The sequence below is a fragment of the Paenibacillus sp. OK076 genome, from assembly GCF_900110055.1.
Classification (GTDB): domain Bacteria; phylum Bacillota; class Bacilli; order Paenibacillales; family Paenibacillaceae; genus Paenibacillus.
Window position 1 is genome coordinate 118,649 of sequence record NZ_FOCH01000002.1, and the last position, 14,723, is coordinate 133,371.

General features: G+C 44.6%; 13 protein-coding genes. 10 read left to right on the forward strand and 3 right to left on the reverse strand.

What is annotated here, in order from left to right; genetic code table 11:
- Positions 1-165 precede the first annotated feature (165 nt).
- A complete protein-coding gene (locus BMY78_RS19445) occupies positions 166-927 on the forward strand; it encodes a leucine-rich repeat domain-containing protein (RefSeq protein WP_090902782.1) in 762 nt (253 codons plus the stop codon).
- Positions 928-1,025: 98 nt separating this feature from the next.
- Here BMY78_RS19445 and BMY78_RS19450 read toward each other — a convergent pair whose 3' ends face one another.
- The gene (locus tag BMY78_RS19450; RefSeq protein WP_090902784.1) at positions 1,026-2,117 is read right to left on the reverse strand and encodes a GntR family transcriptional regulator; all 1,092 of its coding nucleotides are present in this window, start codon (positions 2,115-2,117) and stop codon (positions 1,026-1,028) included.
- 395 nt (positions 2,118-2,512) lie between these two features.
- On the opposite strand from BMY78_RS19450, the gene BMY78_RS19455 reads away from it, so the two are divergent.
- From BMY78_RS19455 to BMY78_RS19470, 4 genes are all read left to right on the forward strand, one after another.
- Positions 2,513-4,138 carry a xylulokinase gene (locus BMY78_RS19455; protein ID WP_090902786.1) on the forward strand — a complete coding sequence of 542 codons (1,626 nt, stop codon included), beginning with the start codon at positions 2,513-2,515 and terminating at the stop codon, positions 4,136-4,138.
- 176 nt (positions 4,139-4,314) lie between these two features.
- Positions 4,315-5,010 (forward strand): L-ribulose-5-phosphate 4-epimerase, encoded by a 696-nt coding sequence (locus tag BMY78_RS19460; RefSeq protein ID WP_036611813.1) that lies wholly within the window; start codon positions 4,315-4,317, stop codon positions 5,008-5,010.
- Between the two features lie 272 nt (positions 5,011-5,282).
- Entirely contained in the window at positions 5,283-6,701 is a 1,419-nt protein-coding gene (gene araA / locus BMY78_RS19465; protein WP_090902788.1) for an L-arabinose isomerase, read from the forward strand.
- A gap of 318 nt (positions 6,702-7,019) precedes the next feature.
- Positions 7,020-7,208, forward strand: coding sequence for a hypothetical protein (locus BMY78_RS19470; RefSeq protein WP_090902790.1), 189 nt, complete (start codon positions 7,020-7,022; stop codon positions 7,206-7,208).
- A 351-nt stretch (positions 7,209-7,559) separates the two neighbouring features.
- Here the strand turns inward: BMY78_RS19470 and BMY78_RS19475 are convergent, their stop codons facing one another.
- Positions 7,560-8,300, reverse strand: a complete 741-nt coding sequence (locus BMY78_RS19475) for a hypothetical protein (RefSeq protein WP_090902792.1) — start codon at positions 8,298-8,300, stop codon at positions 7,560-7,562.
- Between the two features lie 204 nt (positions 8,301-8,504).
- Here BMY78_RS19475 and BMY78_RS19480 point away from each other — a divergent pair, with 204 nt between their 5' ends.
- The gene (locus tag BMY78_RS19480) at positions 8,505-9,275 is read left to right on the forward strand and encodes an AAC(3) family N-acetyltransferase (RefSeq protein WP_090903608.1); all 771 of its coding nucleotides are present in this window, start codon (positions 8,505-8,507) and stop codon (positions 9,273-9,275) included.
- 331 nt (positions 9,276-9,606) lie between these two features.
- On the forward strand, positions 9,607-11,301 hold the full coding sequence (locus BMY78_RS19485; RefSeq protein ID WP_090902794.1) for a histidine kinase N-terminal 7TM domain-containing diguanylate cyclase: 1,695 nt from the start codon (positions 9,607-9,609) through the stop codon (positions 11,299-11,301).
- 76 nt (positions 11,302-11,377) lie between these two features.
- Here BMY78_RS19485 and BMY78_RS19490 read toward each other — a convergent pair whose 3' ends face one another.
- Positions 11,378-11,725, reverse strand: coding sequence for a helix-turn-helix domain-containing protein (locus tag BMY78_RS19490; RefSeq protein ID WP_090902796.1), 348 nt, complete (start codon positions 11,723-11,725; stop codon positions 11,378-11,380).
- Between the two features lie 164 nt (positions 11,726-11,889).
- On the opposite strand from BMY78_RS19490, the gene BMY78_RS19495 reads away from it, so the two are divergent.
- The 3 genes from BMY78_RS19495 to BMY78_RS19505 all read left to right on the forward strand — a co-directional run bounded on the left by BMY78_RS19495 (position 11,890) and on the right by BMY78_RS19505 (position 14,431).
- Complete coding sequence (locus BMY78_RS19495) at positions 11,890-12,693, forward strand: DNA-binding protein (protein ID WP_090902798.1); 804 nt, start codon at positions 11,890-11,892, stop codon at positions 12,691-12,693.
- A gap of 184 nt (positions 12,694-12,877) precedes the next feature.
- A complete protein-coding gene (locus tag BMY78_RS19500) occupies positions 12,878-14,023 on the forward strand; it encodes a WXG100 family type VII secretion target (RefSeq protein ID WP_090902800.1) in 1,146 nt (381 codons plus the stop codon).
- A complete protein-coding gene (locus BMY78_RS19505) occupies positions 14,024-14,431 on the forward strand; it encodes a contact-dependent growth inhibition system immunity protein (RefSeq protein WP_090902802.1) in 408 nt (135 codons plus the stop codon). It abuts the gene before it with no gap.
- Positions 14,432-14,723: the final 292 nt, after the last annotated feature.

Below are 14,723 nucleotides of genomic sequence, written 5' to 3' on the forward strand. Positions count from 1 at the left end.
GAACAAAATAGCTATATTGCATTCCACCTGTGCTACTGATGATAGAATGACAGGATCTTATGGACAAAGGTATAGAAAGGAAGTACCATCGTAAAAGATATACTTTTCTGGGAATTTCATATATACATATGACAAATAATCTAAGATGCTTAAAGGAGACTCGAAATGCCCTCTCAATTCGTAAAAAATATGATTGTATTTTGTTTGGTTCTCTTAGTATTACCGGCAACAACCATGTCGGCTGCACCTGTTATTAAAGATGTGGCTCTGGCAAAAGTTATTCGGACCACATTGAAGATATCATCTAAAAAAGAAGTGAAGACGAGCGATCTGAAGAAATTAAAATCGTTATATGCCGAGGATACCAAAAACAAGATTTCCAATTTGCAAGGGCTTGAACATGCCGTTAACCTGGTGGACCTAATTATGCCTGGGCATAAAATAAAAAATATTGCATCGCTCAGCAAGTTGAAAAAACTAGAGTTCTTAGTTCTTGAAGGGAATCAGATCTCAGATCTATCCCCACTCTCTGGGTTAAGTAATCTAGAAAGTCTATTGATTAGTGATAATCAAATTAAAAATCTAACGCCATTGAAAAATTTACATAAGTTGACCAGTTTGCTTGCCAGCGGCAACCAGGTAGCAGACCTAAGCCCTCTTCAGAAATTGAATCTAGAATGGATCATTATGGCTGGAAATAAAATTCAAGATTTAAGTCCGTTAAAGAACCATCCGACATTGGAGTATCTTTATGTGGAGGATAACCTCATTCAAGATATTGCAGTGCTCGAAACCATACCCCATTTAATAGAGGTATCGTTGGCCGGCAATCCGTTGAATGAACAGGCGGAGCAGGTTATAAAAAAACTGGAGAAGAAAGGTGTTATCGTGAGTTTGGAAGATGACGATGAAGCTGAAACGAAGTAGAATAGGTTTCTCTTCGGTGGGAGTAAGTTAGTCACTTAAATATGGATAGAAGGCCGTTGAACAATTCAACGGCCCTTTTTTCATGCGTAGTCCCAATACTATTCCAACTCAATCTCTTTTACGGTCTCGCCCTCAACCAGCACAGGCTGGTAGTAGGTGTTGGTGGGCAGATCCTTTTTGCCTTGCAGTTTCTTGATGACCCAATCTGCTGCATCACGGCCCATTTGCTCTTGGGGATGAGTTAACGTCGTGAGTTTGATGTTCGCGTTCTTGGCGATGTACGAATTGTCCTGACCGATAATGGATAACTCGTCTGGAATGGAAATGCCCAACTTTCTACATGCATGTACGACCTCCAACCCCACCTCATCGTTGTAACAGACAAGGGATGTCAGCGCATCTCTGTTATCCTCCAGGAACACCTCCAGATTGGTGGAGAGGTCTGGCTTCGATGCCGTATCGAACGAAAGCACCTGCTCGGGATGAAACCGCAGCTTGGCTTCGCCCAAAGCTTTGATATATCCCTTCATCCGGTATTTCCCTTGTAAATCATCCATTTTCGCGATAATGCCGATCTGGCTATGTCCTTTGGCGATCAGTTCACGGGTAGCGAGATAGCTGGACTGTACGTCATCCAGACAGAAGAAAGGCACCTCCAGCTCTTCATAAAAGGCATTAATCATCGTAAATGGTACATCCTGCTCCTTAAAGGAAAGGTAATAAGCAATGTTGGGATTGTACAGATTGCTCTTGGTCGGTTCGACAATCAGGCCATCCACACCGTAGGACAGCATCATTTCGAGCGCCTTTTTCTCTTGTGCGACATCGTTATTGGTGCTGGCTAACAGCAACGAATAATTATCTTCATTCAACCGGCCTTCAATGCCGCGGATAATGGAAGGGAAGATGTAATCGGAGATGTACGTCGTGATAACGCCGATTGTTTTTTTCATCGTGTTCCCGCCGGTTCTGGATCGATACAGATTGCTTACATAGGTGCCGGAACCTTTCTCACTTCTCAAAAATCCTTCGTTCGATAGCTCCAAAATAGCCTTCCGCACCGTCTGGCGGCTCACAGTGTAGCTGTCCTGCAATGCGGATTCGGTAGGGATTTGTTCGCCTACGCTATAGGTTCCGGATAGGATATTGCTTTTGATATCGTCAATGATGACCTGATACTTTGGCTTCACGCATTCCACTTCTTTCATCGTTACTTATCTATAAGAAAACATCGTTATATCCATAGTTGTACGTACATATTTTATCATGAATCGATCTGAATGGAAATAAAGCAGCCAGTTTTACAAAATAAACCGTACAAATCCCGTCATAAAATAGAGATGTGTACCCTACAACATCACCTTTTGAGCACAGAAATGAGATCGTGTAGACGTTATATTATGACTAATGTAAGTATAACTATTATATATTATTGACAAATGTACGTACAAAAAATATACTAAGGCTGTCAGAAAAGGAAAGCGCATTCTTTTCAATGAACCGAAATATGAATCCAATTTAATCATCTTTAAGGCAATTATATTGTTACTTTACCTACTGTGGTCAGAGAGGGGACTACGTGATCATGAGTCATGTGGATATGAAAGAAGCGATTACCAAGGGAGCGACTTCACTAGGCATCGAATTTGGATCGACAAGGATCAAGGCTGTGTTGATTGATGAACGTTTTGAGACCATCGCGTCAGGCAGTTATGAGTGGGAGAACCTCCTGAAAGACGGATATTGGACGTACAACCAGAAGGATATTATTACAGGTCTTCAGACTGCGTATCGTGAGATGAAGCAAGACGTAGAGCGGAAATACGGAATCACGCTGCAAACGGTAGGTTCTATCGGATTCTCCGCCATGATGCATGGATATATCGCATTGGATAGCGCGGGAGAACTGCTGGTACCTTTCCGGACGTGGCGTAACGCGACTACTGGGAAGGCTGCGAGAGAACTGACGGATCTTCTACAGTTCAATATCCCGGAACGCTGGAGCATCGCTCATTTGTACCAAGCGATCTTGAACGAAGAGGCGCATGTGCCTCGCATTGATCATCTGACAACTTTGGCCGGGTACATACACTTGCTGCTGACGGGCAATAAAGCCATCGGTATCGGCGATGCTTCGGGCATTTTCCCAATCGACGAGTCTACGCATAATTATCACCCGTCCATGATCAAGCAGTTCGATGAACTCATTGCAAGTAAAGGTTATCCGTGGAAGGTCGAGGATCTTCTTCCCAAGGTATATCTCGCAGGTGAGAACGCTGGTGAGTTAACCGAAGCGGGAGCCAAGCTGCTCGACCCTTCGAATGATTTGCAGTCAGGCATTCCGCTCTGTCCGCCAGAAGGCGATGCCGGAACGGGTATGGTAGCAACGAATAGCGTGAAGAAACGTACGGGGAACATCTCGGTCGGCACCTCGGTATTTGCCATGATCGTACTGGAGAAGGAACTATCCAAAGTGTATCCGGAGATCGATATGGTCACCACACCGGATGGAAGCCCAGTAGGGATGGTGCATGCCAACAACTGTTCCAGTGATATCAACGCATGGGTGGGACTGTTCCGTGAGTTTTCTCAAGCGATGGGATATGAAGTGGATAGCGGAAAGTTGTTCAGCGTGTTGTTCAATAAGGCTTTGGAGGCAGACCCTGATGGTGGCGGCTTGCTCAGCTACGGTTACTACTCAGGTGAGAATATTACGGGACTTGAGAAAGGCCGTCCATTGTTCGTCCGCTCCCCGGAAAGCAACTTCAATCTGGCGAACTTCATGCGGACACATCTGTTCAGTGCATTCGGTGCACTTAAGCTGGGTATGGACATCCTGACGGAGGAAGAGGATGTAGCCATTGATAGCATTTTGGCTCACGGTGGCCTGTTCAAGACCCCTGTTGTCGGACAACGGATTGTAGCTGCTGCGATGAACGTACCGGTCTCGGTCATGTCTACCGCTGGTGAAGGCGGCGCATGGGGCATGGCACTTCTGGCTTCGTACATGATCAACAAGGATCAAGAGGAGAGCTTGGATGTGTTCCTGGAGCAGAAGGTCTTTAACGATGTTGAGGGAGTCGAAGTGGCGCCGGATGCATCGGATGTCAAAGGGTTTGAAGCATTTATCGAACGCTACCGGAATGGGCTCACAATTGAGCAATCTGCTGTAGATCATCTGGTAGAGGATGTTCAAAAAGACCGCTTTTGATTACGAAGGATGCCTAGTGGCATCATCAACATCGAATATGGAATTCAGCCGAAATGTCCGTTGCTCACGTAGCTCTATCTACGCTCCGCTACTCCATTTCTAGCTTCATCCCATCTTCTCGGTACTGAAAACTGACTTTTTGAACACGCACTATTAGAGAACGGGAGGGAATAACATTGTTAGAACAACTGAAAGAAGAGGTATTCCAGGCGAATCTGGAACTGCCAAAGCATGGACTTGTGAAATTCACTTGGGGTAACGTCAGTGCAATTGATCGGGAAAGCGGTCTGTTCGTCATTAAACCAAGTGGCGTTAGCTACGATACGATGAAAGCAAGCGACATGGTTGTAGTTGATCTGGACGGTAACGTGGTGGAGGGTGAGATGAGACCTTCCTCGGACACTGCAACACATGCCGTACTATATAAGCATTACTCGGAGATTGGTGGCATTGTGCACACACACTCCACATGGGCAACCATCTGGGCGCAAGCCGGGCTTGATGTTCCTGTAATGGGAACCACACATGCGGACACGTTCTATGGGGCGGTGCCTTGCGCACGTTTCCTGAACCAGGACGAGGTTGATCGCGGATACGAAGCGGAGACAGGACGTGTCATTATTGAAACGTTTGAACAGCGCGGGATTGATGTTATGGCTGTTCCGGCAGTGTTGCTCCATGGTCACGCACCATTTACGTGGGGGAAAGATGCCAAGTCAGCGGTGGTAAACAGTGTCGTACTGGAGGAAGTGTGCAAAATGAACCTGTACGCGCGCCAATTGAATAACTTCGCGAAGGAACTGCCGCAAGGCATTTTGGATAAACACTATCTGCGTAAACACGGCAAAGACGCGTATTACGGACAGAAGTAATTAGGTTATAACAGTGACTGGAAGCATGTTCTGGCTTCCAAGTGGTTTAGTGTTGGAATGACTTGTTCAACTATACTTTTTACACGATAACGGAGAAGACAGAAGAAAGCTGGAGAAGCGGAGCGTTCGCCTTTATCACTGGATTTTCCCTTAAGATAAGGGATTCAAAAAAATCCAGGGATAACAGCGATCGAAAGATTATTCTGGCTTCGCAGTGTTCTAGTGTAAACCCATATTGTTCAACTATAAAAAAATGAAATGAGGATGATTATATGTCAGCAGCAAAAGAATTCTGGTTTGTGGTCGGTTCACAGCACTTGTACGGGGAAGAAGCACTGGGCGAAGTAAAAGCTAACGCACAGAAAATCACGGATGCCCTTAATGCAAGCGGCGTTCTGCCGTACCCGCTCGTATTGCAGGATTTGGCGGTAAGCGCAGATAAAATCACGAGCATCATGAAAGAAGTGAACTACCGCGACGAAGTGGCGGGTGTAATCACCTGGATGCATACATTCTCCCCGGCAAAAATGTGGATTCGGGGTACAAAATTGCTGCAAAAACCATTGCTGCACTTGGCAACCCAATTCAATGAAAGCATTCCGTGGGCAACCATCGATATGGACTTCATGAACCTGAACCAAGCGGCTCACGGTGACCGCGAATATGGCTTCATCAATGCACGCCTGAGAAAACAAAACAAAATCGTCGTTGGTTACTGGGAGCGTCCAGAAGTGCAGCAGCAGGTTGCGGATTGGATGGACGTAGCGGTAGCCTACAACGAAAGCTTCAACATCAAGGTTGCGCGTTTTGGCGACAACATGCGCAACGTGGGTGTAACCGAAGGTGATAAAGTAGAGGCACAGATCCAATTCGGATGGACCGTTGATTACTTCGGCATTGGCGACCTCGTGCAGTACGTGAATGCCGTAACGGAGCAAGAAATCGATGATTTGATCGCTCAGTATGCAGACCTGTATGAATTCGATTATGGCACAAACAGCAAGGAAGCTTGGGAAGCCAGCGTACGTGTGCAAGCAAGTTATGAGATTGCGATCAAACGTTTCCTGGACGAAGGTGGGTACAGTGCCTTCACTACCAACTTCGAAGATCTGCATGGCATGAAGCAGCTTCCGGGTCTGGCTGTACAACGCCTGATGGCTCAAGGGTACGGATTTGCCGGTGAGGGTGACTGGAAAACGGCTGCGCTGGATCGCTTGCTGAAAATCATGGCCCATAACGAGAACACGGGCTTCATGGAAGATTACACCTACGAGATGGCTGCTGGACAGGAAGCAATCCTGCAATCCCACATGCTTGAAGTAGATCCAACACTGGCTAGCACGAAACCAAGAATCATCGTGTCCCCACTGGGCATTGGCGATCGCGAAGATCCGGCGCGTCTTGTATTCGATGGCAAAGCAGGCGAAGGTGTTGTGGTATCCATGGCAGACTTCGGTACCCACTATAAACTGCTGATCAACGAAGTATCCGCATTTGAGCCAACCGTTCCAGCACCTAACCTGCCGGTAGCACGTGTTCTGTGGAGCGTGAAGCCTAACTTCCAAGATGGAGTGAAAGCATGGATCGAAAATGGTGGTGGTCACCATACGGTTGTATCCTTGAACCTGACTACGGATCAAATCGTAACCTATGCGAAATTGGTGAACCTGGAGTATGTTGTGATTAAATAGTTTTGTTATTCATGAACTTATACAAATTCTTTCCTTATGGCCGGGGGGTTCCCCGGCCATTTTGTCTTGCTGTGAGACACTGGGTCTGTGATCTGAAATGGGGCACCAAATTTAAAATCCTTCTTATTACAAGTACCCGCCGATCATCGTGAAGATCTAAAACAGGAGCTCTTATGTCAAAATGATTGAGGTAATACAAACTTTTGGCACTAGTGAATTGAAATAAAATTTGAAGAGTGGTTGTAATCCGAGACTCATTTCTCTTTATATCATGAGAGGCCGGTAAATCCACAAAATAGCTTAATGGAGGTAATATTTATGGCAATTGGTGAAGCATTAACTTCAAAATCTCAGCTTTACGGACGTGACAGCGTGGACTTGTTGGCCCGAACTCTTTGGGGAGAAACCAGGGGCGATTCAGATTCTCGTGTAGGCGTTGCTTATGTCATCAGCAACCGTAAAAATAATTCCACTTACAACGAATTTAAAAATCTCAACTCGGATTGAAGCAGTCGTGCTTGCTCCATAAGCTTTTAGTTGCTTTAACGAAGGTAATCCTAACCTGGCTGAATGTCTGAAACCTGATAAAGACAGTGCAGCTTGGAAAAACATTGTTAGCCTCGCATCAAACCTAAGTAGCTACTCAAATCCAATCGGCGGTAAGTGTTTTTACACTGCTAATACTAGATTTTCAGAACTGAGTTACACTTCAGGTAACAAACTCTATTATAAGTTTCCAGGTGGAAGCACGGTGCAAGTCAGCGCTAAAATCGTAGTCGGTGGACACACATTTTTTGATTATGTCGTTTAATTTAATTACCCACCAAAAAAGGCTGACCAATTGTGGTCAGCCTTTTTTTATTTTTCAATAGGTTTAACTTCAATTTGATCAGCAAGAAATTCATTCTTAGCACTATCGAATATGTATGTGATATTGAAATCACATACATATGTGGGAGACACACCTACAGATCCTCCAAGGTTCAATTTTATTTTTTGATTCTCCAATGAATAAATATTTACACCACCAAAAGCAAGGCTGTCTTGCTTGTAATCCGGCGCTGGATCAAACCCATAATTGAAATCATATTCTCTTCCTTGTGCTTTAACGGAGATCGCTAATGTACTGTCGCCATTTTTAGCAACATGCGTCTCAATCTGATCAGCAACAATCTCCTCATAGCTTTGTACTTTAATTTCGGATAGGTCCTCGGCGCTAACGACATGAATATCATAATTGTTTAAACCTGTTCCTCGTCCAGTCTGGATAATAATTACGGCCTCTTCTTTTCCATCGCCTGTAACATCCGTATAAAATACCTGTGGGGCAGTTCCAGTATCACCAGGGACATTCCAAGAAAAGTCTTTTTTATTACCGTTAATGTCCAGTGTTACCCCGTCGGTTTGTTTATAAAATTTTACTTTTTCATCCTCTGAAGATCCCAGCAATTTTTCATTCGTACCGCGCACTGGCTGTGTTGTTACTTGTTTACTGGGAGACTCACCCGAACCTTGCGGATCGGCTGTGGGCTTATCTGATCCACATCCTGAAAGCAAAACGACACTCAACACCATCAATACACCAAGCTCTTTTTGCAACCCTATAATCTCCTTTCGTCTACCTAGCAGAAATTATATCAGAGCAAATAAACATATTAGTGACACAGAATTAACATTATTTATGATTTAAGTAAAATTTATGTTATATAATAGCAAACATTACATGGTATAACAGGATAACGTTAGTACCGTCGTCTGCGTTCTATTTTGCTATAATAGCCCAAAGGAGGTTATCCAATAATGATGCATACCCAAGAAAGTTTGCTCCACCAACTGCGCCAGCTTGGCATTGACGACCAAGGGACGCTGCTCGTTCACTCTTCCATGAAAAGCATGGGCGAAGTCGAAGGCGGTGCGGATACGGTGTTGGATGCGTTGACTGAGTATATGAAGGACGGGCTGTTGGTGTTGCCAACGCATACGTGGTCCACGATCAATGCGGACAATCCGATGTTCCACGTGGAATCCTCGCCATGCTGCGTCGGTATTCTGCCTGAGCTATTTCGCAAACGACCGGGCGTGGTTCGTTCGTGGCACCCTACGCATTCGGTAGCTGCTCTAGGACGGGATGCCGAAGCATTTACGAAGGATGATCATCTTTTCGATACACCTTGTGCGAGAGGCTCAGCCTGGGGGAAGCTGCTTGATCGGAAGGCTACCATCCTTTTGGTCGGCGTTGATCTGAAACGGAACACGTTTATCCATGGTATTGAAGAATGGGTGGACATCCCGGGTAGATTAACGGACAGCCATGAGATGTTAAAGACGGTTTTACCCGATGGAACCGAAATTTCGGTGCCTTCCCGGAGACATTGCGGATTGTCGTGGTCGGAGCATTTTTGGAAAGTGGATGACGTTCTTGAACGTAAGGGAGCGATGCGTAAGGGGATGTTTGGCGATGCGGTTGTCAGAGTGTGTGATGCCGCCTTGTTGACGGAAGTGATGACGGGCATGCTCCAAGATAATCCCGATTTGTTCTCAGACAATTTGCCTTTGGCTGCTGTACACGAATGAGGAGAGGGCCGTCCGGCGACGGAGGGCTCTACCTACGTACTCTTTGCCTTCTTACGACAGCTAACAAGGTCTTTTTCCCTCCCTTTTTGCATCCAAACGTTCAATTTCATTCACAAAAACGCAAAAATAGAGCAGAATTCAATCAGAGGTTGGTTGGACTTCCATTGTATGGGCTACTCACTCCATTAGCGGTGTGATAAGATATGGTTAATTTAACCAACAGCAATAGTATAGGAATATCTTTATAGGTTTATTGAAGGTTCACATAGCGTTAAGGAATAATTTCAGTTCAATACTATCTTCGTTGTCGCATGCAAAAAGGAGAAGATTCGTGAGCCCATTAGTATGGTATGATCTCTTTCTATTCGTCCTATTGTTTGGTGTATACGTATATGTTTTTGCTACGGTTAGAATTACGAACTTACATAAGGTTTACTTTTCGTTTCATGGGTTGATGATGCTCTGGCCATTCTGTCAATTTGCGAGTACGTTGACGGATGATCCCGGCTTGCAGCTGTTCTATGTTACGTTATCTTTTGTCGCCGTTTCCTTGCTCGGGAGTGGGTGGCTACTGCTTACGATCTTCATTACGGGTGAGGCAGAGCGATTAGGCCAAAAAAGATCCTTCCTCTTGTTCATCCCTGCGGTTATTGGAGCCGTTGGCGTGATCCTGAACCCGTGGAGCTGGTTTGTAACTCCGCTGGAAGGCGGTTATGTCGAGCGGGCATATGGACCTTGGTTCTGGGTTGTCATGGCTATACTCGTGAGTTACTTTGTAACGTCCCTCTTTATTTTATTTCGGGCACTTTATTCTTCGCGAACGTCCTCCATGATTAAAAATCAGGTGAAAGTTACGCTATGGGGCATATTTGTGCTGGCTGTTTTTGCAACAATCGACGCTCTGCTTAATGTGGTTCTACGAGCGTATTTACCGTTCATCATTCCCGGACTGACTTCGCTGGGGATTTTCGTGTCCGACCTTTTCTTCGTCTATGTCATCAAAAGGTACAATGTGTTCGATCTGGTTTCTATCGCCCATGAGGATGTGATCAATACCATTCCTTACGGCATCCTTGTACTGGATGAGAATGAGATGATTATTGAATTGAACAAAGCCTCCCGATCCTTCATGGATCTGCATGTGGGGGATACTTTTGATATGGAGGCATTTCTGGGTTCTGTTCGTGTAGAGGGCAGCCGCCAGAAGTTTCTTAAGGCGTATAAGCAAAAAGACAATACCTTGTCTCAAATTGAAGTGATTGTAGGGCGGGATGACATCCGTCATTATATCCTCCAAGCGTCTCCCATTGTGGATGCTGCTCGTGCGCCTATTGGACATATCCTTACGTTCCAGGATGTCTCTCAAGAGCGCTTCTATGTCAAAGAAATGAATAGGCAGAATGAGACGCTTCAGGAGCGTAATCATGCCCTGGATCGCATTCGCCTGGAGTTGTCCGAGGCCAATCGGAAGCTGGAAGAACTCGCCCTGACGGACAGTCTGACGAACTGCTACAACCGCCGCTATCTGACCCAACACCTGAATCACGAGGTTATCACCAACATTCAATATAAAACGCCTTTTTCACTCATACTGCTGGATATTGACTACTTCAAAGCGATCAATGATCGCTACGGACATGTTATCGGGGATGAAGTGCTGCATCGCACGGCTCAGGCTGTGAAAGAATCCATTCGGAGTACCGATATTCTAACGCGATATGGCGGGGAGGAATTCATGATCTACCTTCCACACACGGAGCGCGAGTTAGCCCAACAAATAGCGGAGCGTGTGAGATTAGCGGTGGAGACGAACCTTATTGTGGTGGATCATGAGATCGAACAGGTTTCTATTACGATTAGCATAGGAATTCTGTCCATTGAGGATTTTGAAGTTGATCATGTACCGGAGAATCCAGAAGGGTATTTGACTCAACTGTTCGCTGCGGTGGATAAGGCGTTGTATCAGGCGAAGCAGAATGGGCGTAATCGGATTGAGTTTGCGGCGTTTGAGCGGGGAGTTGTTTGAAAAGGAATATAAAAAAGAGTGGGGGCGTTACTCCACTCTTTTTGGTGTTAGCGCATGATTCTGTTGTAGATATATTTTAATCGGAATTTTTATGTGATTCCTCGATAGCAATTAAAACTTCTTTGCTAATTTTAGTCAATGATACGATTTCATCTGTACTTTTGCCGCTTATTAAAGTTATATGTTCATCCAAGGCTCTTTTGTACTCAGAGTCTTCTTTGAATTTAAAGATTTCTTCAGCAGTGACCTGCAATCCATTAATTATTTTCTCAAGAGTCTCCAAAGAAATGTTACGATCTCCCCGTTCAACGCCACCAATATAGCTGTAATGAAGACCTGCTGCTTCCGCCAGTTGTTCTTGAGTCCAACCCTTTGCCTTTCTTAACTCGCGTATCCGATTTCCGACACTTTCTGGTAAATTCATGTGATCACCTCCACTTAAGGTTAGAAGAGGTTATAGAATCCTTACAGACTAATATGTACAAACTGTGTTAACGAATAATAGTACTTATAAGTACAATTTAGATTGACCACCTTGTGGTTTATCTATACAATTATATATAAATGGATAATTAAGGGGGCTCACCTTTGCGAAAATCTATCCTAAAATCACTCAAACCGGACATCATTGTTGAAATGTTGGACATGGCTGTGGCTTTTGAAAATTGGAACAAGGTGATGGAGAGGGCGGACATGTTGTATCAATGTGTGCAGTGCATTCATGAAGAGCGACAGGAGCACCGTACCAAGGGATTACCTTTATCATACATCCATACTGAGCATCCGTTGATCTATTATCACGGGTTCAGCCTCCAGATGCGGGGGATGGCTCACCAGAAGATGGGGGAAGCCGATCAGGCGCGGGCATGTATAGAACAGTATGCAGAACTGGGATGGATGAAGGAACTGGATGAGGTAGGTATGCAGGTGGTGCAGGAGTTCAGGCATAAGGCACAGGTGAATCGGTATGCTCTTGAGATTGAAGCCGGGCAGGTGCAATTCCTGGAGGAGTTTGTGAACTTTTTGCTTGAGTATCCGGAGGAATGGCTGACAGGTCTGAAAGTGATTACGGAAGCAGCAGTGCGGTATAGGTGGAAGGTTGATCGGGTTTTACATATGTTTGGGGATCAGATAAAGGGCGATGGCAGAGAAATAGATTCTTCAAACAACGATGATATGTACCGTTACTGTTATCAGCGGGCTTTGTATGAACAGTGGATGGGAAGGCCACAGGAGGCCGTGGAGTTCATTTTGCAGGCGATTCGGTTAGCGTATAAGCTTGAGATGGATCGGTATTTTATAAGGTGCACGGCATTGTTGGAATCATTGCGGGAAGAGGCGACAGGGGAGCAGATTGGGCGGTATAGGATGATGTTGGAGGAAATGAAGTAGGGGAGGTGTTTACTGAAAATGGTAGGATATGCCTTGAAGTGGGTATATGCATATAGGACCATAGCACTGATGAGGAGCACAGCTTTTGTCTTACCATGGTGAAATCAGGATGTTAGCCGGATAGTTTACATATTACACTTCTGCTAACATAGGATAATCCTATTTCGAATGAGCGGAGAAACGTATGAGTACAATCAAAGTTACCCCTGAACAACTACATCACGTATCGAATCAGGTGGATCAAGCCAGACAACAGTTGGAGAGTATACGAAATGATCTGACGAGACAGATCATGTTCGTTCAGATGATGTGGATGGGCGCGACGCAGGAGCGATTTTACTATGAGTTCGAGCAGTCACGACCTATACTGGATAAAGCGCTGGAGAGTATGGTGAATACATCCAAGGAATTGAAGGATATCGCCACGCGATTCCAGGATGCCGATGCCCAGAAGGGAAGTCTGGGTGGTGCGTTTGGAGCAGTCGGTGCCGCAGCTATGATGACCAAATCATCAGGTGATTCAAATTCGGGTGATAAGGGCTATCGGATGGCGCAAGTCAATATGTTTGGTAAATTGGTATGGATGCCTGTCAACGAGAATGGTGTTGCGGATCAGGCTGCCCTTCAAGCTTATCAGAGGGATCAGGGAAATCTGGACTTTAATCGCATGCAAGCTGTGAACGTTGAACCGCCTGGGGAAGATATTTTTGCTTTACAGATCAAGGCGTTTGAGATGGGCATTCATCCTACGACAGGAGAGCCTGTATCAGATAAATATGCCCGGATGATGGTGACCTCTCTGAAATTTAGTCAAGTTTTCATGGCAATTCAGATGATTCGTGGGAGTATGCCGGGACGTTCAGGCCCATTTAAAACGTCGTCATCTGGTTTGGCATCTAAGATTCAGAATAATATAAAGAAGGCTGAATCGGAAGCGAAATTGGTTAATAAGCCAGCGGAGAAAACAGTTGAGGGAACACCAAGCTCTCCTATTGTCGAGGATCTTTCTAGAGCGCAACAAAGGAACCTTACAACATTGGATAATATAGTTGATAAGCATCTTACTGAGATGGATTTTTCCGGTACTTTACGTGATTTGCAAGGAAACCCAGTGCCGAACAAAAAAACAGGCGGGTATTGGAATCATTTACAAGAGATGCAGGACTCATACAAAGGATTAAGTAAAATAAAACGCGGATTGGAAGGTTCTCTACAGAACCCTAATCTATCGCCTTCACTGAAAAGTACATTGGAGGGGGCCTTGGACAAGGCCAATACTAATTTGAAAAAAATCGAGGATTTATTTGAACCATTTGGAGGAATAAAATAAATGAGTAAATTAATTAAAGAAATATATTCAATAGATCAAAATATCCAGACTGATAACTCTGATTCACCTTTGGATCATTGGTACGATAGACTTATAAATAAAAAAGTGGATGAGCTTGACTTAGAAGATGTTAGTAGAATGTTGGGCCAACATGTATTTATAGATCTTGGTATAGAAAAGGCTATAGAAATTTTATCAGAAGATCCCCTTGCTGGGGAGATGTATGATGGACATCTGTTGAAGCTTCTTTGTTCTATTGAAACGAGTAATTTTAGAGACTTATTACAACTGAAAAAATTACTCCAGACTATCAAGAGTAATCTTTCTCAGTTCGAATGGGCTGATGAAGAAGATCAGGAAGAGTACGCTGAGTTATTAGAACGTTTTCTGAAGAAGGTTAGCCTTTAAAATTGTGATAACAACATCGAAGGTTACTGATCACATCTGCTGGAAGACTACGAAACTGGATTGTAACTCTTCGAGTAATCTTGCATGGTTCTACATGTAAACAATCGCGGATCGCAAAGGAAATGCCCACTAATTACACCCTCATATGTAACAAAAAACATGAAGAATCCGCTCTCATCCGAGAGTCGGATTTTTTCTCGTTTCACCACCAACATAACTCTTGTCAAAACGTAATCATTACGATATGATAATACTCATTGTTCAAATGATAATGATTACGATTAAGAGAGAG